This is a genomic window from Bacillus safensis FO-36b (assembly GCF_000691165.1).
In the GTDB taxonomy this organism is placed as follows: Bacteria; Bacillota; Bacilli; order Bacillales; family Bacillaceae; genus Bacillus; species Bacillus safensis.
In genome coordinates this window covers 443,244-463,298 of the sequence record NZ_ASJD01000002.1, presented here as the reverse complement: position 1 = coordinate 463,298, position 20,055 = coordinate 443,244, and the positions used below count along the sequence as shown (strand labels likewise).

Here is a 20,055-nt window from a genome sequence, read left to right as displayed (position 1 = left end):
CTATATGCGGGTTTTTTGATTAAAGCGAATTGGAAGGATGCGAAGCCGGTCGATAAACAGGGCAAGCTGTTCAATTGGAGCAACCATTGAGATGCGGACATGACGGCTTCCATGTGCTCCAAACACACCCCCCGGCGTGACAACGACATCAGTATGTTCGAGTAAATAGTCAGCAAATGCATGAGAATGTTCAAAATCATCAGGGATTGGAGCCCATAAATAAAAGGCGCCAGCTGGACGTTCGATGGACCATCCTAGCTGCTTTTCTGCCTGACGGATGAAAAAGTGAATTCGTTCAAGGTAGACCTCTTTTAATGATTGTATGTGACGGTCATCACTTTGCAAGGCGACAGTTGCAGCTTGTTGAAATCCGCCATACATACTGACAAACACATGATCTTGGAAGGCGTTAATGGCTTGGATGATGTCCTCATTACCTACAGCAAAAGCGACTCTCCACCCTGCCATATTAAATGTTTTGGATAGAGAATATAATTCCACTCCTACGCTTTTCCCAAGAGGAGCGTTCAGAAAGCTTACGGGTTTTTGTTCATAATGAAATGAACCATAGGCAAAATCATGAATGACATGCAGTCCGTGAGCTGATGCAAAATCAGCAGCCTCTTCAAAAAATGCATCATTTGCCACAGCACCTGTTGGGTTATTCGGATAATTTAAGAAAAGAACCTTTGCCTTTTTGAGTACCTCCGGATCAATTGAAGAGAGATTCGGCAAATAGCCATTTTTCGATTCAAGTTTGATGCAGTAGGGCTTTGCGTCTGCCATCAAGATCCCAGAATGATATTCTGGGTATCCTGGATCGGGGACGAGGGCAACGTCCCCAGGGTCAAGCAGACACTGACTCATGACATAAAGGCCTGTTTTCCCTCCATTGAAAAGAGCAACCTCTTTCTGTGGGTCTATCTCATGGCCGAACTCCTTTTTGTAGAAATCTGCAATGGCTTGCTTGAAAAAGTCGAAGCCTCTGAAAGGTGCATATTGCTGAAATTGCAAAGTGCCTGCCGCCTCTTGAAGGGCGCTTACGATATGTGCAGGAGTAGGAAGATCGGGATTTCCCTGACCAAGGTTTATGATGTTCGCTCCGTTTTGTGCTTTTTGCGCAATTTTCTCAAATACGGTTCCAAATTTCTGTTCTGGCAGCCGTTCAATTATGTTAGATGGTAAGATCTCCACCACGTTACCCTCTCTTTCTATCCCTTCACTAATTCATCCATTAACTGAATAGCAGCTTGCTTCTGTAAGTTGCGGATGGATGCGGCAACATCCTGTGAGGATGACCCTTTTAATTCAAGCGACACGATGCCGTTAAAGGCTTCAAATAAAGATAGATCCACAAAGGTGCCTTTGGATGGAACGGATTCACTGACGATCACAGTATCTCCAACTAAAGCATCCTTCGGAATATGGATATGATCAATGGTGATGTGTGTGGCCTCTGCCGGTATGTGTCCGCTTTCTTTGAAATGCTGAGGGTATAAATGGCAGTCTGCTATATAATGCGTATGTCCAGAAAGCAGCTCTTTTGGCAGCTCCGCTTTTTTTCCATCGACTAATACATCGATCAGCAGCTTGGCCATATCCACCCCAAACACTTTTTTGATATTCGGAATCATATTCCAGCCAGCAAATCTAGCTGCGGATTCGATCAGTCCTGCTTCTCGATTTTTCATGAGCTTGATCTCTGTATGGGTCGCACAGTTTTCAAGGCCCAGCCCTTCATTTGCCTTCTTAGCCGCCTCAATAATGATTTGCTGGGCTTCATTGTCTAGGATCGAGGGAGTAATATGAGCCGTTTCTGTAAAACCGATTTGAGGGGTCTTGTCATGTATGACAAAAGGGATATATTCTCCCTCCACGACTAACCCTTCTACACTGACATAATCAGAATAGCCACCCTCCTGATACCAATCCTCGTAAGCACCCTCTAAATACGTTTCAGCGACAAATGGTGCTTCATATGTCACAGCGTTTGGGACGGGAATCGTTTGCAAGTAGGATTGTACGTTTAAAAAGAGATCATCACTGCCGGCTCTGTCGTGAAAAAGGGTCACGCCAATGGAGCTTGCTAAATATGTAGGCTTTAAAATAAGCGGTGTCCCGATCTGTTCAATAGCTTGCTGGAAATCAGCTAAAGTCGTGACAGGCTGAGTTTTCACCGCTTTGACACCAGCAGCGTTGAATGCAGCTCTCATTTGGCTTTTATCACGTGCCATTTCAGCTGCTTTTACCCCAGCGCCGCGCAGCCCCAGCCGCTCAGCGGCTTTTGCCATTGGTGCAATGAATAATTCATTATTGGTGGTGATGGCATCAGCTTTGAAAAAGGAAGCCACACGGACTAGGTCATCCACCACCTCTTCCTCTGATTTCAGATAATCATCATGTGCCCAGTAAATAGAATCAGGGTGTTCAAAAGAAGGGTGTGTCTCAAAATAATCACGATCTTTGATGACGGCAATGGAGTATTTTTCGATTAGTTCAGCGTGACCCTTTGTAATGGCAAAGGGTCTAGGGATATAGGAAACGATATGATAAGATGCCGCCACGCTTTCATAAAACATATGGGGCGGGCATCCTCCTAAGTCAGCAATGACAAGTACGGTTTTTTTACTCAATGAAAGCACTCCTTTTTATCTAGCGGTGTATCCGCCATCTGCTGTGACAACACTTCCAGTCATATAGCTGGATAGATCAGAGGCGAGAAACAGCATCACGCCCGCAATTTCTTCGGGTTTTCCGAGACGAAGCAAGGGATTCACCTTTGCTTTTTCCTTTTTAACAACCTCAAGACTTTCTGAATGATTGTCTAAAAAGGATTTTTCATTTAATGGCGTATCAATGATCCCTGGGGCGATACAATTCACCCTGATTTGATGAGCGGCATAGTCGATCGCCATCGATTTGGTGAGCTGGATGACACCGCCCTTTGTTGCGTTGTATGCAGGAATGTCAGGCCAGCCAACGAGACCACCGACAGATCCAGTATTAATAATACTTCCGCTTTTCTTTTCAAGCATATGCGGCAATGTATGCTTACTCATAAGAAATACACCAGTCAGGTTGACCTGTAGAATGTGGTTCCAATCCTCCAGTGTCATCTCGTGAATAGGTGAGACAATTTCGATGCCTGCATTGTTAATCAAAACATCAATTGTCCCGAATTGGCTCAGCACGGATTGAACGGTTTTTTGACAGTCAGACTCATTCGTAATATCTGTTTTGAAAAACGCAGCATGTTCATGAGGCAATGATTCAATGAGTTGTTTACCGCTATCTTCATTGATATCAGCCACTGCTACTTTTGCTCCGTGCTCAAGGAAAAGCTTGACGGCGGCAAGCCCAATCCCAGACGCACCTCCTGTAATCAGGACGACTTTTCCGGCAATGTTCATTTCTTCACCTTAGACGCTTTTGGCTTTAAGCGGTTATAGCGTGGAGGGAAGAAGAGATTAATAGACTTTGATGCTTCTGGCTTTGGATTAATGGCGCCATGATCTTCTTTTGGATCACAGAAGTAGGTCGTGCCAAATTCCATTTTTTCTGTAAAGCCTTCAATCGTCATATCGTACCCACCGCTAATGCAAATCCCGATTTGTTCATTACGGTGCTTATGAAAAGGCATTTCCCCGCCATTTCCCGGAATGTTGGCAATCATAAGCTCCATCCAGTCCTCCACAAAAAAAGTCACTTCCATGCCAGGAAGTAAATCACGCGTTTTGAAAATGTCTAAGAAATAAGTAGGAGGAGCCGTATATTCCTCGCCATCTTTTAATCTCTTAATATCAATGGCGATCACTTCCTCATCTGTCAGATTCGATGCGCCGTGAGGAACGAATGGTGGTGCAATATAGGCTGATTCTAATGGGGTCAGCAATTGGGTCGATTGGCCGACCGTCATTTGAAGCTCGCCTTTTAATACGATGCCGATTTGTGCTTCTGGATGCTCGTGAGGTTCGATGATCGTGTGAGGAGGGACGTATGAAATTAACACTTCCGTATCGCCTCTGACAGTAGAATATTGGATGACACCATTATCCCATTCTCGTTTTTTCGCTTGAGGAAAATATAATTCTTGCACCTTTTGTTCAGTTGTCATGTTACATCTCTCCTTTTCCGAATATAGACCAGCTCATAGGAATGCTTTTAAATGTTCGAATGAAGGTGAGCCCGTATGTAGCTCTTGCCACTTCATTGGTTAAAGCGAAATCAAATTCGCCGTCTCTTACCTTTTGTGCGGCTGTACTTGTAGAATTGACAAGCTCAAATTCAGCATTTTGATGAATAAAATATTGAATCAAATTCACAGGTGCAGGATGAGAAACAATTTTTAAATGGTGAAGCATTTGTTCTTGAAAGGGGAAATCTGGTCTGACAGCCAAACCATACATGGGCGTGTCACATCTGAATATTTGTAAAAGCTGCAGGTCAGGTCTCATGTAGAAGTGTTTGATTCCTTCGTATGCGTGTGGAACGAGAGTGTATTGGAGTGCGTTAGAGAGAGTATGTTCAATGCAAGTTTCGAATGTGTCGTAAAGGGATAGTTTCGTATGGGTGCCGAGTGTAGTGGTGGAATGAGAGATGAAATGTTTTGCTGCATATTCACTGCTTGTCCCTTTAGGGCCTAATGTATTGACTGTAAACATCTTAGGTGAAACGATGGGCTCTTCTTTGAAATGAAAAACATCATTCTTTAAGATCATGTTTACCTTACCATCCAATCTTTTTCAAATTTTTACTAGATTATAAAAAATAAAATTGGTAATTGTCAACAAAATTTATAAAAAATGTATTTTATGATGATATTAAAAATTGATCTAAAAAACTGCACATATCGAGATGTGCAGTGAAATGAGCTCACGTTTCAAATGTGTTTTTATGTTTCTGCTGTAAGGTTTTTTCACGTTTATAGCTGACGAAGCTGATGAGAAAACCAACAAGCGTAATGAGTGCACATACAAGCCCTACTGTATGATAGCCGAAATGGACATAAACAGGTCCCATCAGAGCTGATCCAAGCATTACGGCAAGATTGGAAGCAAGGCTGTAAAAAGCCATCACTTTGCCTCGGTGGGTTTGGGAGCAGTCGCTCAGGACGGTGCTCAAAAGCGTGACAGATAAACTTTGCATGGCACCCCAAATAAATAAAGCAAAAATGAGCAATGTCCATGAGAACGGTGCATAAGGAAGTAAGGCAAGAACAAGCGTAATGCCGCCCAGCACAAAGAAAAGTGAACGTGTTTTGCCAAACCAATCTGCTAATTTCCCGGTAAATATACTCATGGAAAAACCAACGCCATAAGCCATGATCAGAAGTCCAGCTGTTGATTGCCCTCCGGAAAACAGACTTTGCAAGTATGCTCCTAAAAATGAGTACATGCCATAAAATCCAAGCATGTTACAAAATGTCACGGTCAAATAGGCAGGGACTCGGTCGATTTTTAAAGCCCCCCATAAAGAGCCTGATTTCTCCCTAGTTTGAGGTGCCTTCGAAGCAGCTGTTGCGACTTGTTTTCGAGATTCAAGGATGACGAGCAGCAGGACAACGAGACTCATCATGGCGAAAATCCAAAATGTCCAGCGCCAGTTCAAACTTTGACCGATAAAGGCGCCAATGGGCACACCAAGGACAAGAGAAAGAGACCAGCTCGATACAATGAGTCCCATCACTTTGCCGCGATACTCGTATGGAACCCGGTCGCCCACAAGAGCATAGGCTGTTGGCACAAATACACCAGTCGCCAGCCCAGAAATAGCACGGCCTGCAAAAAACACGGCCAAATTTGGGGCAGCAGCACACATCACTGTTCCAATCAAAAAGAAAGACAGCCCAATAATCAAACACAGCTCTCTTGAATACCGGTCCCCTAAAGGAACGAGCAGCGGAGCTCCAACCAGCACAGCTAACCCATAAATGCTGATGGAAAGAGCGAGAATATCAAGAGAGTGCTGAAAGGAGTTTGATAAATCAGGCAGAAGTGGTGAAATCACCAGCTCTTCCGATCCCGCAGCAAAAACGCCAAGTGTGAGTGCGATGGCAAGTGTGATGGGAAATGTTTTAGAAGCCTGGCTGTCTAAAGATTCTTTCATCAAGTAATCCCTCCATACTTGCTTTTTCATTCAATTCCGTTAAAATAAATTCTACCATTATTTAGTTTTATTTTACATTTCATATCATAAGTATTATCATCAAATACTTTTCAAATGGAACGATTTTTGGATAGGAGAGGTACGAATGAAAATCACCGATGTAGATGTGCATATTTTAAATGAATTGAGAGAAGATGCCCGCTTATCCATGAGGGAATTGTCCAAACGAGTGAATTTATCAGCACCTGCGGTAGCAGAAAGAGTGCGTAAATTAGAGGATGCAGGGATTATCGAAGGGTATTCTGTTCAGGTCAATTATAAAAAATTAGGGCTTCTGATTGACTGCCTGCTGGAAGTTACGGTGTTAAATGGGGAGTATCAGCGTTTTGTGGCTTTTATGAATGAGCATCCACGCGCCTTTTTTGCTTATCGAGTGGCAGGTCAGTCTTGCTTTTTCATTAAGCTGTCAGTTTCTTCTCTTGAAGAAATTGAAGCCTTTATTCAAGAAGTATCTGGATTTACAAAAACCGTCTCCCATATTGTCTTGTCAGAGCACTCTTTTTCCCATCCAATTCAGGAACGTGTGAAACCAATAGAAGAGCCAGAAATGACCGTGGTGAAATAAAAAGTTTCAGATTGTTGACAAAGGGCTAAAATGATTTTTATTTTAGCCCTTTGTATTCTTTTCAGCTTTTTATGCTGAAATATTCGTATAGTAATAATTTGAGATTAAAGGAGTTAATTCTTTTGAAGCTTTTAAAGGTAATAGATTACGCAGCATTAATGGATATGCACAGAACAAGAAGCAAAGAAAGTCACTATAATCATTTGCCTATTGACGTAGGTAACAGGGATCGTTTTTTTAGTGCTCAGCCAATTGATTTACAATTTCATATCGATAACCATACAGCAAACTTAAAAAGTGGAATATTTTCTTTTCATTCTAGCATCAAATCTGGTGAAGATAAGAATGACAAGGTTTCGGTGGAAGTGTTTTTACGAAAAGAGTCAAAGCACAAGCCTAATGTAATCTTTGTACATGGATGGAGAATGGATTCATACGACAGAATCAAGAAGATTTTTCACGATAAAATTGTTAAAAATTATGATTGGAATATGTATTACTACACGCTGCCTTATCATTTCGATAGGGAACCACAAAATTCAACATATTCTGGTGAACACATGATTAGCGCCAATATAAGTCGAACCGTGCAATCCTCCCAGCAAGCTATTGTTGAACTTAGAGGGCTGATTAAATGGATCAAGGAAAATGAAGGTGGGGACATAATCGTAGTTGGTATTAGTTTAGGAGGGTGGCTAACAAACTTATTAGCAACAGTCGAGAAAGACGTGAATATTATTGTATCAGTTTTTTATGCGAACAATATTGCGCATTCCATCTGGAACACTCTTCCTGGGAAGTATATACGAAGAGATCTGGAGGAATATGGGACAACGTATGAAGAACTCGACAAAGCTTGGGATATTATGAACCCTAGTAAAGCAAAACTTCTCGTAGAAAAAGAAAATGTACTCTTAATATCAGGAAAATATGACATGTATATCGACATAAACGATGCTGATACTCTGTGGAATAGCTGGGATCAACCTAAAAGGCACGTATACAGTTGTGGGCATGCTGGAATTGTACTATCTAGAAATAGAATAGCAGCCGACACACTTCAATTTATTGAAAGCAGGCTAAAGAAATAAAATGATGTTCATCCTAACTGCATTGTTGTGGGCCATGAGTTTAGTTTTGTTTCTTACTTATCCTGAAAATGAAGATGTGATCACCTTTCTAAACAAATACATAAAAAAGCTTCGGAGAGATCCGAAGCCTTAAGGGTTTATCATACATGGAAATAAGACGCCAGCTGCTCGTTTGCTAATCGGTTTCCAACAAAGAAGGAACCAAATTCGCCGTAGCGTGCACTGACTTCATCAAAGCGCATTTCATAAACCAATTTTTTAAATTGAAGCACATCATCAGAGAAAAGGGTAACGCCCCACTCATAATCATCAAAACCAACAGAACCTGTAATGATCTGTTTTACTTTCCCAGCATAGCTTCGGCCAATTAAGCCGTGGCTTCTCATAAGAGATTTACGCTCATCCATGGAAAGCATGTACCAGTTGTCATTGCCAGAACGTCTTTTATCCATTGGATAGAAGCACACGTATTGAGAAGAAGGAAGCTCTGGATATAAGCGAGCACGTACATGCGGGTTCTCATAAGGATCTCCGCCATCGCCGCCTCCTGCTAAGTAGTTGCTGAGCTCAACAACTGAAACATAAGAATAAGCTGGAATCGTAAACTCTGCTAGTCGTGTCTTGTTGAATTCGAGTTCAATTTCACCTAGTTCTTCCATTGTCGGACGTAAAATCATGAGCATAATATCTGCTTTTTGGCCGACAATACTATAGATTGTTTGGCTCCCAGCCTTATCATGCTCAGCTGTTTTCCATTTTTCCAATAGACCTGTGAATTCATGAATGATGGCTTGGCGCTCATCACTTGTCAGCAGCTTCCAAGCTGTCCAGTCGATTGTTCTAAAATCATGCAGTGCATACCAGCCATCTAGTGTTTGAGCTGCTTCATTTGTTGTATGTTGTTCGCTCATTTCTTTCACTCCTATTAACAGTTTTCCATCTGTTCCAACTATAACATAGTTTGTCCAAATGGAGATGTGTTCAAAACTTGAACGAGGAAAACAGCTTTTATCAAAATTGATTAAATTAGTTTGAAAAATAAGAATTTAATTTGTAAGCGCTATAATGTAAGTTGGTAGTTTGAATTTAGGTAGAAGAAGAGTATGCTTAAAAGAGAACGCTTTTTTTGTAAAATCAAGGAGGGTATTGAAGTGGCAGATATTTTTTCAACAGTTCAGGAAAAGGTTGCAGGTAAAGGAGTTAAGATCGTTTTTCCTGAGGGAATGGACGAACGCATTCTAACAGCCGTTCAAAAACTAGCAGATGGCAAAGTATTGCAGCCAATTGTGGTAGGAAAAAAACAAGAAGTTGAAGCAAAAGCAAAAGAACTAGGTCTTACACTTGATGGTGTTGACGTGTATGATCCTCATACATATGAAGGTTTTGAAGAGCTTGTACAAGCTTTCGTAGAAAGACGTAAAGGCAAAGCAACAGAAGAGCAAGCCAGAAAAGCATTACTAGATGAAAACTACTTCGGTACAATGCTTGTGTATAAAGGTCTTGCAGACGGACTTGTGAGCGGTGCGGCACACTCAACTGCTGACACAGTACGTCCAGCACTTCAAATCATTAAAACAAAAGAAGGCGTAAAGAAAACATCTGGCGTCTTCATCATGGCTCGCGGCGAAGAGCAGTACGTGTTTGCTGATTGCGCAATCAACATTGCACCAGACAGCCAAGATCTAGCTGAAATTGCGATCGAAAGTGCAAACACAGCAAAAATGTTTGATATCGAGCCACGTGTGGCAATGCTTAGCTTTTCTACAAAAGGCTCAGCAAAATCAGACGAAACAGAAAAAGTATCTGAAGCAGTTCGCATTGCAAAAGAAAAGGCACCTGAGCTTGTACTTGATGGAGAATTCCAATTCGATGCAGCTTTCGTTCCTTCAGTAGCAGCGAAAAAAGCGCCAGATTCCGTCATCAAAGGCGACGCCAGCGTATTTGTTTTCCCTAGCCTTGAAGCTGGAAACATTGGCTACAAAATTGCACAGCGCTTAGGTAACTTTGAAGCTGTAGGTCCTATCCTTCAAGGTTTAAACCAGCCAGTAAACGATCTATCAAGAGGCTGTAATGCCGAAGACGTTTACAACCTTGCGCTTATCACAGCAGCTCAAGCACTATAATGATCTCGAAAAAGGCAGCCAGTACGATAGATTCGTGCTGGCTGTTTTTTTGATGACAAATGTGTACAATATAGGGGAAAAGAAAAAATTTTGATCGTAGATAAAGCCGATAGAATGGGCAGGTGCTATAATGGACGATTTAATACATAAGCTTCAGCATAAGGTCGCGGGATTAACCGAGGCACAAAGGAGAATTGCAGATTATATCGTGCACAATCCAATGGAGGTTGCGTTTTTAACTGTAGATAAATTGGCATCAAAAGTAGGGACGAGTACAGCGACCATCATGAGATTCTCTGCTGCTGTAGGGTATTCCGGTTTCTCCGAGCTTCAAAAAGAGCTTCAATCAAATATGAAGCATAAAGCTGCCCCTCAAACGAGACTTGAAGCGAACCTCAAGCATTCAAATAAAAGTAAGCTCCTGCATAATCATGTTGAGCTGCAATTTCAAAATATCCAGTACGCTTTAGACAATATCACGGAAGAAACCTTTCAGCATATTGTTGAAAAAATAGCCAGCTCCCGCCAGGTTCTGTGTACAAGTGTTCGAAGCGGAAGACCTGTCGGCGAGTATCTGTCACTCGGAATCAATCGGCTGTTGGGGAATTGTCAATATATTGATGCAGACAAAAGTGACTGGGTGGATGATCTCGTTCATTTTCAATCTGATGATTTCATTATAGCGGTCAGCTATCCCCGCTATGCAAAGCGTATGAAGGATTTGCTGGAGGCAGCGAAGTCATATGGGGTGGAAGTGCTTTTAATTACAGACAGCTACAGCTCTCCACTAACAAAGTATGCACAATATGTATTGCCATGTTCCTCAGCAAGTGTGAGCTCTCATAACTCTGTCGTATCTGCTATCTTTATCGTAGATTATATTTTAAGTGCCTTAGCCATTAATGATCCTGAAAGAACAAAACCACGTTTAGATCAAATCAATCATATGTTAACGAAAATGAGTTATCACACAACACATTAGTCGTGTGGTGACTCATTTTTTTAATTTGATTTTTTTGAAAGCGCTTTACTAAATAAAATCGAGATGGTATGATCGTATCACAAAAGTAATAAATATTACTTTAACTATATTAAATGTAATGAATATAACTAAAAGGGGATGATGGAAACTATGAGTACTGTTCAATTCGTTTCAAATGATCTAATAGATCGGGCAAGAAAGCTTAACTCGACCTTGCTGTCAGACGTGATGGGATGCACCGGCGCGATGGATCAACAAATTAAACCTGTTGCAAGAGGCATGAATATAGTAGGGACAGCTTTTACCGTTAGCTTACGGCCAGGGGATAATTTATTTCTTCATCAAGCGATCTACTCTGCGAAAGAAGGAGATGTACTGATTGTTGATGGAAAAGACCATAAGGGCCATGCATATTTAGGGGAATTGATGGCAGGGGCAGCAAAGGCTGTAGGAATAGAAGGAATCGTGATTGACGGGCTTGTTCGCGACAAACTCGCTTTAGAGGAGCTGGCTTTTCCGATCTACAGTAAGGGGTTTATGCCAAATGGACCTTTTAAAGATGGTCCTGGGGAATTGAATCAAACCATCTCGTGCGGCGGTGTCAAAGTAGCACCAGGTGATTTAGTCATTGCTGACGATGATGGAGTCGTCATCGTTCCAAAGGAAAAGGCGGAACACCTGCTGACGCTAGCGGAAGAGAAACAAGCGTATGAAAATCATAGATTACAAACGATTCAACAGTATATGAACGAAGGAAAGCAAGACATCAGTCTCTTAGCACCGGCATGGCTGGAAGGCAGAATGAAAAAATATCAGGGATAGGGGAATCTGTGATGAAGATAGGCTTTATTGGATATGGAGAAGCTGCATATGAGTTGTCAACGGGATTGAAAACAGAAGGATTAGATCAATTTTATGCGTATGATGTACTTTTAGAAAATGAGAAATTGTCTGGTGCGTTGAAAGAAAAAGCATCGCAGACAGGAGTTCAATTAACCAGCAGTATTAGCGAAGTCGTTGAGAAATCTGATATTGTGATTGCTGCTGTGCCAGCGAATAAAACTTTAGAAGTGGCCCAATCCGTATCGGGAAGTTTGAAAGAGAATCAAGTATATGTGGATGTGTCGGCATCAACACCAGACATCAAAAAACAAGTGGCAAACGAAGTTGAAAAGCAAAAAGCTCTATTCGTAGATGCTGCCATGCTAGGGCCTCTTCCAGTCAACAAACACAAGGTTCCGATCACGGCAAGCGGCAGTGGAACTGACCAATTCATGAAAGTAATGAATGCTTATGGCATGAATATTAAAAAAATCAGTGACCAGCCAGGAGATGCTTCGGCCTTGAAACTGATCAGAAGCGTTTATATGAAGGGGATCGTTGGTCTCATGATTGAATTTTTGGAAATTTCAAAAAAATATAACGTGGAACATCAAGTGATTTCTTCACTAAGCGATACAATGGATAGCAAAAGTTTTGAAGAGACCATGAATCGTCTTGTGACAGGGAGTGCACTTCATGCGAAAAGACGAGCGATCGAGCTTCTTGGCTCTATTGACATGCTAGATGAAGCAGAGGTTGATGCCAGTATGTCTCGGGCAGCACAACAAAAGCTTGAGAGATTAGCAGACTTTCAATTCGTTGAACGGTTTAATGGGAAAAAGCCGGCCAGCTGGGAAGAAGTCATTGACGTCATGCAGCAGGGTCAATAAATTGTAAGCGTTTTATCGAACAAAGGGGAGGCGAAAAAACGATATGGGTTTTATTGCGTTGATTGTATTCATAGCTGTCATCATTATATGGAATGTCGTCGTGAAACGGAATATGGGAGAAGCCATGCTATTAGGCTTTATTGCAACCACATTATTTGGCGGATTTGATGCATTAAGACTTTTCTGGGATGGATTAAAATTTGCATCCACATATGAGGTGCTCTATGCAGCTGTCGCATTTGTATTCATGGCCTATTTAATCGAAAAGCTGGAACTAATTCATGCACTTTTGCGAATCTTAAATTCGGTTGTAGGAAAACTTCCAGGTGGAGCGGCTTATATGAGTACGTTAGGTTCAGCAGTCTTAGGTGCTCTTTCAGGTTCAAATTCTGCAAACACAGCTGCCACTGGCTCTATCACGGCCTCTTGGATGATTAAATCAGGCTGGAGCCGAACCCATACAGCGACCATTTTAGCGGGGAATGGAGGACTTGGGGCGGCACTGCCTCCGAATTCTTCCATGTTTATCATGCTGGGGTTTGCACCAATTGCAGCCCTTGTATCTGAGGGGGATTTATATATTGCGCTTTTAATAGGAGGACTGTATCAAGTCGTATACCGATTTATTTTGGTGTATATCCTGGTGAAAAAGAATAAAATTCAGGCCATGCCGCCAGATGATATTCTTCCTTTTAGGGAAGCAGTGAAACAAGGGTGGAAGTCGATCTTTATTTTTTTCGGTGCCTTGATTCCTATCATTATCACAATTGGTCCGCTGGCAAACTACTTAAAAAGTAATCCAAACATCGGACCAGAGGCAATGGATCAAATTTCTTTAATTACGTGGATTCCGATTCTCATGATGTTGATTAGTTTAACAATTGGAAGAAAAAAGGCATCTGCACTAGATTGGTCTCAGTTTTTCAAGTCGGCCATTCCTAAGTTTACAACGATCGGTGCCTTGATGCTGTTTGCTGTTGCTGCTAGTCAGGTGCTTGCTGAATTAGGATTGGCAGAAGATTTGACGCAAATCACATCAGTACTGACCATTCCGAAATGGCTCATGGTGCTCATTGTGGGTATTCTTGTCACGCTGGTGGCTGGACCATTATCTTCTACAGCCACATTAACAGCTGTTGGACTTGTCTCATTTTCAGCTTTAGTCTCAGTCGGTGTGGACCCAGTTGTGGCTGTTGTCGCCATTCTTGCTTTTTCATCGACAGAAGGCGCTTCCCCGCCGGCATCAGGATCGATTTTCATTGCTTCTGGTCTTGCAGGAGCCAGACCGGAGAAAACGTTTATACCGCTGATTCTCTACTATATGCTGCCGATCGTGGGAATTGGCTGGCTCATCGGAATGGGAATACTTCCAGTATAGAAAGGAGAAACACATGAGAGCATTGATGGAATTTTTATTTAAAGTGCTGCTTGTCCTGTTCTTAACGTCAGGAGCCCTGTTGGTATTCGGTCAAATACTAGGGATTCTTTTGCAAAAGGGAGATATGATCATTGCAAGTACGAACCTATTCAAAAACCCAACACTGGTGTTAAGTGCCTTTTTTAGTCTTGTTGGTTTCTCTCTCCATTATATTCCTGAAAAGAAAGACACCTCATTTAGCGATCATCCATCAGCAACAGCAGGTGATTCGCTCAAATAAGCAATAAGAAGCTGGATTCAGTAAATGAATCCAGCTTTTTTGCGCGCGAGAATTAGGTATTAAAACCCAATACGTTCGATTCATTTTTTGGTAAATCCACTTTCAATCATATGCCTCTTGTGCTAGTAAATGGTAACATAACGGAGGACTATTTAAGGAATAGAGGTGTTTGACCATATCTGGAGCAATCATCGGTTATAAAGCAGCCTTGTATTCATTAAAGGCAGATATATCTATCAAAAAAGAACAAATCATCGAACTCAATATGTGCCGAAAAGAAATCAAAGAGGCAAAATGGGCCCTGTCAGATGCCAGCAAGAAAATCACTCATCCAGATCTGACATCACATACATGGTTTGGCCATCTTGCAGATACGTTTAATGACATTCGAGACGAAATGGCTTCCGCCAGTCAGGAAATAAAAGGTGTACAGCTAACCAATCTATTAAATCGAATCAATGAGAAAATCAGTGATTTAACATCGGAGATCCATTCGTTAGAACATGAAATTCATTCGGTTGAAAGAAAAATAGAGAAAGAAAAGCAGAAACAACTGGAAGAAAAAAGAGGGTAGTCACATGTCGAGAGAAATTAAAATAGATGCCAGTCAGGTCAAACAAGTATTACAGCATGCAAAACAATCAGGCGCTCAAATGAATGCAGCCCTTCCAACCACCATCAAAGGGAGAAATCAGCTCCTGACGGCAGACACAATAGAAAAGATCAATCAGCAGCTGAACGAATTAAGGTCATCCTATATAGGCATTCTTCAGAAACAGCTTGTACAAACAGAACAAGCGGTGAACACCATGATTGAAACGGACAAGGCGCTTGCTTTCAGCAGTAAAAGAAAATAAAGGAGAACGCAATGAAAACCCTTGACGCCTTTGCGCTAATAAACGGAATAGATCAAACGCTGAATGCGTTAAAGCAGCAGTCGCAGCAAATCAGCTCCCTAGAAAAACAAATCAATCACATCATCTCACTCGATGGCGCACTAAAGGGAGAGGCGGGACAAGCCATCCGCGCCTTTTATACAGAATGCCATATTCCCTTCCTGCAATTCTTTCAGGTCGTCATTGAGGAATATAGTGCTGCATTAAAAAACACAAAGCAGGCTCTTCACGCACTAGAATCAAACGAGCACGGCTTTATCTCACAAGCGTTTATCGAAGATGATCTTGATCAAGGCTTAAAAAAAGCTGAACGTACGATTTCTGAAATCGTATCAGAGGTAAACCACGCCATCGGCAGAGTGGGTCATATTGTTCACTTGCCAAGTGTAAACGAATCAGAGTTTCAGCAAAACTATCAAAAAGCATGGCTCGAAACCTCAAGAACCATTGGTCTGCTTCATGCATTTGACAGGGAGCAGACAAGTGCTTTACATGAAACCAAAAGCTCCCTTCAAACAATGAAGCAATACATAGATACCTTAAGTACCATGTTCACCGGCCCTAAAATCGACATCACGAGCTATCAAAAGGGATCTATTTTCAAAGATGGAAAAGAAGAAAAAATAAGCAGCACCATCAGTGGATTGAACGACAAAATAGACAGCCCAAAAGACCATCCAATGATGATCATACTGAAGAAACTGAAAGAGAAACAACAAGCGAATGTGGAGACGGTTGTTCGGAATGACAACCATAAAAACATCAGTAAACAAGTCACAGCAAACGATCCATCGCTTACAACATTACAAAAGGAAGCTGTGAACGGGAAAAACAAGATTCATAGAGAGATCAGAGTCATAAATGGTAGACTATACAACGTAAAAGACATTAAAAAGTTAAAAGAATTCGACATCGCAGATGAAGTCGACACGGATCCGTCGGATATTGATTTTATTGGTGGAAGATACACTGTTTACGCCAATAAACAAATCATCCGAACGTATATCGCAAACGGCGAAATAAGAATAGAAGAAGTCGACAAAATTCCAGAAAGCCGCAGCCGTGGCAACGCTAAACGCATATTAGACGGTGAAGTCGTCTCAACCACTGAAAACATCATCTTAGAATACAGCGGCATCTACGACAGCTACCGAGCCGTTACTGGCAAAGACCCAGAAACCAGCCAAAATATCAGCAGCACAGACCAAGCTCTATCCGCCGCCTCTATCATCCCAATAACGAAAATAGTGAAGGTTGGGAAATATGTTTTTAGGTTGGATCAAGGGAAGAATGTGAAGAGGGTTAAAACACCTACTTACGGTAAACAATCCGTACCAAAAGGACCGTACCGTGAAGTAAATGGTTTCCCTGCAAAAGTAAAATCAGGAGCTCAAGAAAAACATATTCCAGAAACACCAAATTATAAGCAAGAAGTAGCAAATGGAAAAAAGAAAAGCATTTTTTACGGAGATAATAAAAAGGCACAGGAATTGCTGGATAAATATGCAGGGACAGGCAAAGAATTGGGTAAGAATAAAGAAAGAATAGACTTTGGCCAAGCGATAGGAAAATACTATAATATTGATACTGGAAAGTATGAAGAGACTACTAAGGGAATGATACATTATGGGAAAGATGGTGCTCACATCGTACCAGCGAGGCCTTAAAATGATGAATTGGAGGTAAAAAATGGGTTATGATTCTTTGATTGGAACATTAATAAAGTATGAAAAAAAAGATATGATTTTGGAATGGAATAGTGGATTGAAAATCTTGGGAAAACTAGATACGGTTTTTGAAACAAATAATATGTTAGATGAAGATGATATTCATTTTACAGAATATATTGCTGCTGCTTTCCAAGTAAATGATATTCTATCTCATCCTAATGAAAACAGTGGCAGTGTATACGATTGGTTAATTCAAGAGAAAAGCTCTTTAGTTGAGATATCTCTTTATGATGATCCACCAAATAAGATTTTGGTAGATGGTCAAATAGTATGGGAATTGGCAGATGAGTAACTATTGACAAGCCCTCGGTAAGAGGGCCTTTTTATTATTTATGAGTTAGCGAAATATGCTTCAAGTCGATCGTTGGCAAAACCGGTTTCTGTAGGTTCATAACTGGGGCAGTTTGGGCTGAAATATGATAGCGCATGTGTATCATCAAAGCTCAATAAAAATTATTAACAGTAAAGTACCATTGAATGATTTAAATAAAACCTTGAAAATAGGAGCGTTCAATGAACAAAAAACAACAACTAACGAAACAAATCCAAACCGTCATCAACATCCTAGAAAAAGAATATCCACAAGAAATCAATCAAGGTGTTCTCCAATTAATATACAAAAGATATAAAAATGCACAAAGGATCATTCAGAACAATGAAGATCTCCAAAAGATTATGATCATTGGCGGGGTGAGAGCTTATTTGGATAGTTATAATGACTATCTAAACCCCTTTCTAGATGAATTACATAAAGCAGAGAGTTTGCTTAAAGAAATGCTGTCATAGATAGGACGGTTGTCTGTAGTACTGGAATCAAGTCTTGTATCGGGCAGCAAAACAGAGAAAGGGATGCCTATGGAACATAAACAAAACAAAAAAATATCCAATTGGCTATTAAGTATCAGTGTTCTGATTGTTATAGGAACAGCTTTGCTGAGAGGAGTTTCTTACTCAGATGCTGATTATCGCGGTTTCCCTATTGATTGGCTAGTTCTGCACGGACATCATACTTTTGAATTTCTAGTGTGGGGTTTTATACTTGACGTGGTCATTTTCTATTTTCTTTTAAAAATGCTCCTTCGTTTGTATAAAAGGGTGATGAAAAAATCAGCAACTTAAAATAGAGGAGGCTCTTAAAATGCTCAATTTACCTCAAATCCCACATCTGCACGTGAATAAACCAGCAAGTGACATACAGATCAAAGAGGCAGAATCCCAGCTAAACATGCTGCTGCCCCATGTTTATAAGGAACTGCTGAAACAGACAAATGGATGTTCCGTTGGCGGTGAGGTGCTTCTATACGGTACGGAGGACATTGCGGAACGCAATGCAACATGGGAGGTTCGACAATATGCAAGCGGCTATGTGGCGATTGGCGACGATGGCGGCGGGCAAGTATTTCTCATGCGGCTGGCTGAAGAGGAGAAAAAGGTATGGATCGTGGATGCTGGTGTAATGGACCCTCAGCATGCAGAGCTCCTGACCGACAACTTTCTGAAATGGGTGAGTGAGGGCTGTAACATAGAAGCGTAATCGAAAACCAAATCATCCAACTGAACCGCTCTGTGACGCCAAATGTTATGGAGCTTTTTTGCATTCTCCCCCCATTCATCCCATGGTATAATAAACACAGTTTATGAACGAGAGGATATGCAGGAGATGAAAAATGAACCTATTGAGTTACTGACACAGCCAAAATGGCGAATCATCGATCAGTCGAGTCTTGGCCTCTATGTGGACCCGAAGCAATCCTTTGCGATGGATGATACGCTTTGCGCGTCGGTGGGGAAGGGCCTCTCACCAGCGACAGCCCGTTCTTGGGTGCATCACAATACGATTGTGCTTGGGATTCAGGATACAAGACTTCCATTTCTCCAAGATGGCGTAAAGCTGCTTGAGGAAGAGGGATATCGTGTGATTGTGCGCAACTCAGGGGGTCTTGCTGTGGTGCTGGATGAAGGTGTACTGAATGTGTCTTTAATTTTTGCGGAACAAAAGAAGGGCATTGATATTGACCGCGGGTATGATGCGATGGTGGAATTGATCCGCCGGATGCTGTCGATGTATGATGTGGACATTGAAGCCTATGAAATAGTCGGCTCTTATTGTCCAGGCAGCTACGATTTAAGTATCAATGGAAAGAAATTTGCAGGCATTTCTCAGCGTAGATTACGCGGTGGGGTCGCTGTGCAAATTTATTTGTGTGCAGATGGAAGCGGGCGTGAACGTGCCGACTTGATCCGCCGTTTTTATGACGCCGCCTTAAAGGATAAACGGCAAGAAGTGAAGGCAGTATTTCCTGATATACAGCCGGATACGATGGCATCCTTATCAGAATTAATCGGTGAATCGATTGATTGTACACTTCTTATGCGTTTATTACTAGAGGAGCTTCAAAAGCTTAGTGATCAGCTGACAGCCTCGGGCCTGAACGCAGAAGAACAGCTGGAATTTGAGAAAAACATGACGCGGATGATTGAACGGAATGAAAAGGTATTTTCGTAAATATCAGTCCTTTTATCTTGAAAAGAGTAGAGGTGAAGTGATGGAAACAAAGCTTGAAAAAGCCATTGAACTTCGAAAAAGTGGACATCTTCAAGAATCAAAGGAAATGCTGTCTCATCTTGCAGAAGAGTATCCAGACGATGCCTCTATTCATTATCAATGTGCCTGAAGTTATGACTTGTTAGGAGAGGAAAGGCAGGCTGTCTTTTTTATGAAAGGGCCATTGAGTTAGGATTGTCTTCAGAAGAACTAAGACGCTTTACTAGGGTTAGGAAGTACATACAGAACTTTAGGAGAATATGAAAAGTCAAAACAGATATTCCTAAAAGGGATGGAAACGTATCCGGACAACAAAGCCATTCAAACGTTCTATGCCATACTTTGTATAATTTAAAGGAACATAGCAAAGCAATGGAAATATTACTGAACTGTTTAACTGAAACGACAAAAGATCCTGCTATTTTAAGTTATCGAAAAGTGATTGATTTTTATTCAAATCAGTTAGATACATTGTGGAAATAATATATTGATTTGGTTACTTGAATAGATTTGGAGGGGCAATGTGATGAAAAAATCCCCTCCTTTGTTATGGAGTTTTATATGTGATAGTCATTTATGGCGTAAGAA

The 20,055-nt window shown here is 41.4% G+C and carries 23 protein-coding genes and 1 pseudogene; 17 read left to right on the top strand and 7 right to left on the bottom strand.

The genetic code is table 11. From position 1 onward, the window contains the following. From BA81_RS06760 to BA81_RS06735, 6 genes are all read right to left on the bottom strand, one after another. Positions 1-1,194, bottom strand: coding sequence for a pyridoxal phosphate-dependent aminotransferase (locus BA81_RS06760; RefSeq protein WP_034281455.1), 1,194 nt, complete (start codon positions 1,192-1,194; stop codon positions 1-3). A 17-nt stretch (positions 1,195-1,211) separates the two neighbouring features. Further along, the gene (bacD, locus tag BA81_RS06755; RefSeq protein WP_034281273.1) at positions 1,212-2,633 is read right to left on the bottom strand and encodes an alanine--anticapsin ligase; all 1,422 of its coding nucleotides are present in this window, start codon (positions 2,631-2,633) and stop codon (positions 1,212-1,214) included. A gap of 15 nt (positions 2,634-2,648) precedes the next feature. Beyond that, the gene (locus BA81_RS06750; RefSeq protein WP_034281272.1) at positions 2,649-3,410 is read right to left on the bottom strand and encodes a glucose 1-dehydrogenase; all 762 of its coding nucleotides are present in this window, start codon (positions 3,408-3,410) and stop codon (positions 2,649-2,651) included. Continuing rightward, positions 3,407-4,114, bottom strand: coding sequence for a 3-((4R)-4-hydroxycyclohexa-1,5-dien-1-yl)-2-oxopropanoate isomerase (gene bacB, locus BA81_RS06745; protein ID WP_034281271.1), 708 nt, complete (start codon positions 4,112-4,114; stop codon positions 3,407-3,409). The genes BA81_RS06750 and bacB overlap by 4 nt, the downstream gene beginning before the upstream one ends. Position 4,115: 1 nt before the next feature. Next, positions 4,116-4,718: a type 2 periplasmic-binding domain-containing protein gene (locus BA81_RS06740; RefSeq protein ID WP_024423797.1), complete on the bottom strand. Its 603-nt coding sequence runs from the start codon at positions 4,716-4,718 to the stop codon at positions 4,116-4,118. Between the two features lie 154 nt (positions 4,719-4,872). Next, positions 4,873-6,105, bottom strand: coding sequence for an MFS transporter (locus tag BA81_RS06735; RefSeq protein ID WP_034281270.1), 1,233 nt, complete (start codon positions 6,103-6,105; stop codon positions 4,873-4,875). Positions 6,106-6,250: 145 nt separating this feature from the next. Between BA81_RS06735 and BA81_RS06730 the strand changes: the two genes are divergently transcribed. Continuing rightward, a complete protein-coding gene (locus BA81_RS06730; protein ID WP_034281269.1) occupies positions 6,251-6,730 on the top strand; it encodes an Lrp/AsnC family transcriptional regulator in 480 nt (159 codons plus the stop codon). Positions 6,731-6,852: 122 nt separating this feature from the next. Further along, the gene (locus BA81_RS06725; protein ID WP_034281268.1) at positions 6,853-7,821 is read left to right on the top strand and encodes an alpha/beta fold hydrolase; all 969 of its coding nucleotides are present in this window, start codon (positions 6,853-6,855) and stop codon (positions 7,819-7,821) included. Between the two features lie 140 nt (positions 7,822-7,961). On the opposite strand, the gene hemQ is transcribed toward BA81_RS06725, so the two are convergent. Further along, positions 7,962-8,732 (bottom strand): hydrogen peroxide-dependent heme synthase, encoded by a 771-nt coding sequence (hemQ, locus tag BA81_RS06720; RefSeq protein ID WP_034281267.1) that lies wholly within the window; start codon positions 8,730-8,732, stop codon positions 7,962-7,964. Between the two features lie 240 nt (positions 8,733-8,972). Here hemQ and pta point away from each other — a divergent pair, with 240 nt between their 5' ends. From pta to BA81_RS06645, 15 genes and pseudogenes are all read left to right on the top strand, one after another. Continuing rightward, positions 8,973-9,944 carry a phosphate acetyltransferase gene (gene pta / locus BA81_RS06715; RefSeq protein ID WP_024423792.1) on the top strand — a complete coding sequence of 324 codons (972 nt, stop codon included), beginning with the start codon at positions 8,973-8,975 and terminating at the stop codon, positions 9,942-9,944. Between the two features lie 130 nt (positions 9,945-10,074). Then, entirely contained in the window at positions 10,075-10,926 is an 852-nt protein-coding gene (locus tag BA81_RS06710) for a MurR/RpiR family transcriptional regulator (protein ID WP_034281266.1), read from the top strand. A gap of 150 nt (positions 10,927-11,076) precedes the next feature. Further along, positions 11,077-11,748: an RraA family protein gene (locus tag BA81_RS06705; protein ID WP_080701171.1), complete on the top strand. Its 672-nt coding sequence runs from the start codon at positions 11,077-11,079 to the stop codon at positions 11,746-11,748. Between the two features lie 11 nt (positions 11,749-11,759). Then, on the top strand, positions 11,760-12,638 hold the full coding sequence (locus BA81_RS06700) for a prephenate dehydrogenase/arogenate dehydrogenase family protein (protein WP_034281264.1): 879 nt from the start codon (positions 11,760-11,762) through the stop codon (positions 12,636-12,638). Positions 12,639-12,681: 43 nt separating this feature from the next. Next, positions 12,682-14,016 carry a TRAP transporter large permease subunit gene (locus BA81_RS06695; protein WP_034281263.1) on the top strand — a complete coding sequence of 445 codons (1,335 nt, stop codon included), beginning with the start codon at positions 12,682-12,684 and terminating at the stop codon, positions 14,014-14,016. 13 nt (positions 14,017-14,029) lie between these two features. Beyond that, positions 14,030-14,296 (top strand): hypothetical protein, encoded by a 267-nt coding sequence (locus BA81_RS06690; RefSeq protein ID WP_034281262.1) that lies wholly within the window; start codon positions 14,030-14,032, stop codon positions 14,294-14,296. Between the two features lie 175 nt (positions 14,297-14,471). Then, positions 14,472-14,870: a YwqH-like family protein gene (locus BA81_RS06685; RefSeq protein ID WP_034281454.1), complete on the top strand. Its 399-nt coding sequence runs from the start codon at positions 14,472-14,474 to the stop codon at positions 14,868-14,870. Positions 14,871-14,874: 4 nt separating this feature from the next. Further along, complete coding sequence (locus BA81_RS06680; RefSeq protein WP_034281261.1) at positions 14,875-15,153, top strand: YwqI/YxiC family protein; 279 nt, start codon at positions 14,875-14,877, stop codon at positions 15,151-15,153. 11 nt (positions 15,154-15,164) lie between these two features. Beyond that, positions 15,165-16,859: a T7SS effector LXG polymorphic toxin gene (locus tag BA81_RS06675; protein ID WP_034281260.1), complete on the top strand. Its 1,695-nt coding sequence runs from the start codon at positions 15,165-15,167 to the stop codon at positions 16,857-16,859. Between the two features lie 22 nt (positions 16,860-16,881). Then, positions 16,882-17,214 (top strand): hypothetical protein, encoded by a 333-nt coding sequence (locus tag BA81_RS06670; protein WP_024426385.1) that lies wholly within the window; start codon positions 16,882-16,884, stop codon positions 17,212-17,214. 221 nt (positions 17,215-17,435) lie between these two features. Further along, positions 17,436-17,708: a hypothetical protein gene (locus BA81_RS06665; protein WP_034281259.1), complete on the top strand. Its 273-nt coding sequence runs from the start codon at positions 17,436-17,438 to the stop codon at positions 17,706-17,708. Between the two features lie 69 nt (positions 17,709-17,777). After that, positions 17,778-18,041: a hypothetical protein gene (locus BA81_RS06660; RefSeq protein ID WP_101676570.1), complete on the top strand. Its 264-nt coding sequence runs from the start codon at positions 17,778-17,780 to the stop codon at positions 18,039-18,041. 1 nt (position 18,042) lies between these two features. Then, positions 18,043-18,456 (top strand): SMI1/KNR4 family protein, encoded by a 414-nt coding sequence (locus BA81_RS06655; protein ID WP_264371867.1) that lies wholly within the window; start codon positions 18,043-18,045, stop codon positions 18,454-18,456. Positions 18,457-18,582: 126 nt separating this feature from the next. After that, positions 18,583-19,428 carry an octanoyl-[GcvH]:protein N-octanoyltransferase gene (gene lipL, locus BA81_RS06650; protein WP_034281256.1) on the top strand — a complete coding sequence of 282 codons (846 nt, stop codon included), beginning with the start codon at positions 18,583-18,585 and terminating at the stop codon, positions 19,426-19,428. Positions 19,429-19,468: 40 nt separating this feature from the next. Next, positions 19,469-19,950: pseudogene (locus tag BA81_RS06645) on the top strand (tetratricopeptide repeat protein). Positions 19,951-20,055 lie beyond the last annotated feature (105 nt).

Coding starts and splice junctions, on each gene's coding strand:
- BA81_RS06750 (WP_034281272.1), bottom strand. CDS start 3,410: ATGAACATTGCCGGAAAAGTCGTCCTGATTACAGGAGGTGCGTCTGGG.
- bacB (WP_034281271.1), bottom strand. CDS start 4,114: ATGACAACTGAACAAAAGGTGCAAGAATTATATTTTCCTCAAGCGAAA.
- BA81_RS06740 (WP_024423797.1), bottom strand. CDS start 4,718: ATGATCTTAAAGAATGATGTTTTTCATTTCAAAGAAGAGCCCATCGTT.
- BA81_RS06735 (WP_034281270.1), bottom strand. CDS start 6,105: ATGAAAGAATCTTTAGACAGCCAGGCTTCTAAAACATTTCCCATCACA.
- BA81_RS06730 (WP_034281269.1), top strand. CDS start 6,251: ATGAAAATCACCGATGTAGATGTGCATATTTTAAATGAATTGAGAGAA.
- hemQ (WP_034281267.1), bottom strand. CDS start 8,732: ATGAGCGAACAACATACAACAAATGAAGCAGCTCAAACACTAGATGGC.
- BA81_RS06710 (WP_034281266.1), top strand. CDS start 10,075: ATGGACGATTTAATACATAAGCTTCAGCATAAGGTCGCGGGATTAACC.
- BA81_RS06705 (WP_080701171.1), top strand. CDS start 11,077: ATGAGTACTGTTCAATTCGTTTCAAATGATCTAATAGATCGGGCAAGA.
- BA81_RS06700 (WP_034281264.1), top strand. CDS start 11,760: ATGAAGATAGGCTTTATTGGATATGGAGAAGCTGCATATGAGTTGTCA.
- BA81_RS06695 (WP_034281263.1), top strand. CDS start 12,682: ATGGGTTTTATTGCGTTGATTGTATTCATAGCTGTCATCATTATATGG.
- BA81_RS06690 (WP_034281262.1), top strand. CDS start 14,030: ATGAGAGCATTGATGGAATTTTTATTTAAAGTGCTGCTTGTCCTGTTC.
- BA81_RS06680 (WP_034281261.1), top strand. CDS start 14,875: ATGTCGAGAGAAATTAAAATAGATGCCAGTCAGGTCAAACAAGTATTA.
- BA81_RS06675 (WP_034281260.1), top strand. CDS start 15,165: ATGAAAACCCTTGACGCCTTTGCGCTAATAAACGGAATAGATCAAACG.
- BA81_RS06670 (WP_024426385.1), top strand. CDS start 16,882: ATGGGTTATGATTCTTTGATTGGAACATTAATAAAGTATGAAAAAAAA.
- BA81_RS06665 (WP_034281259.1), top strand. CDS start 17,436: ATGAACAAAAAACAACAACTAACGAAACAAATCCAAACCGTCATCAAC.
- BA81_RS06660 (WP_101676570.1), top strand. CDS start 17,778: ATGGAACATAAACAAAACAAAAAAATATCCAATTGGCTATTAAGTATC.
- lipL (WP_034281256.1), top strand. CDS start 18,583: ATGAAAAATGAACCTATTGAGTTACTGACACAGCCAAAATGGCGAATC.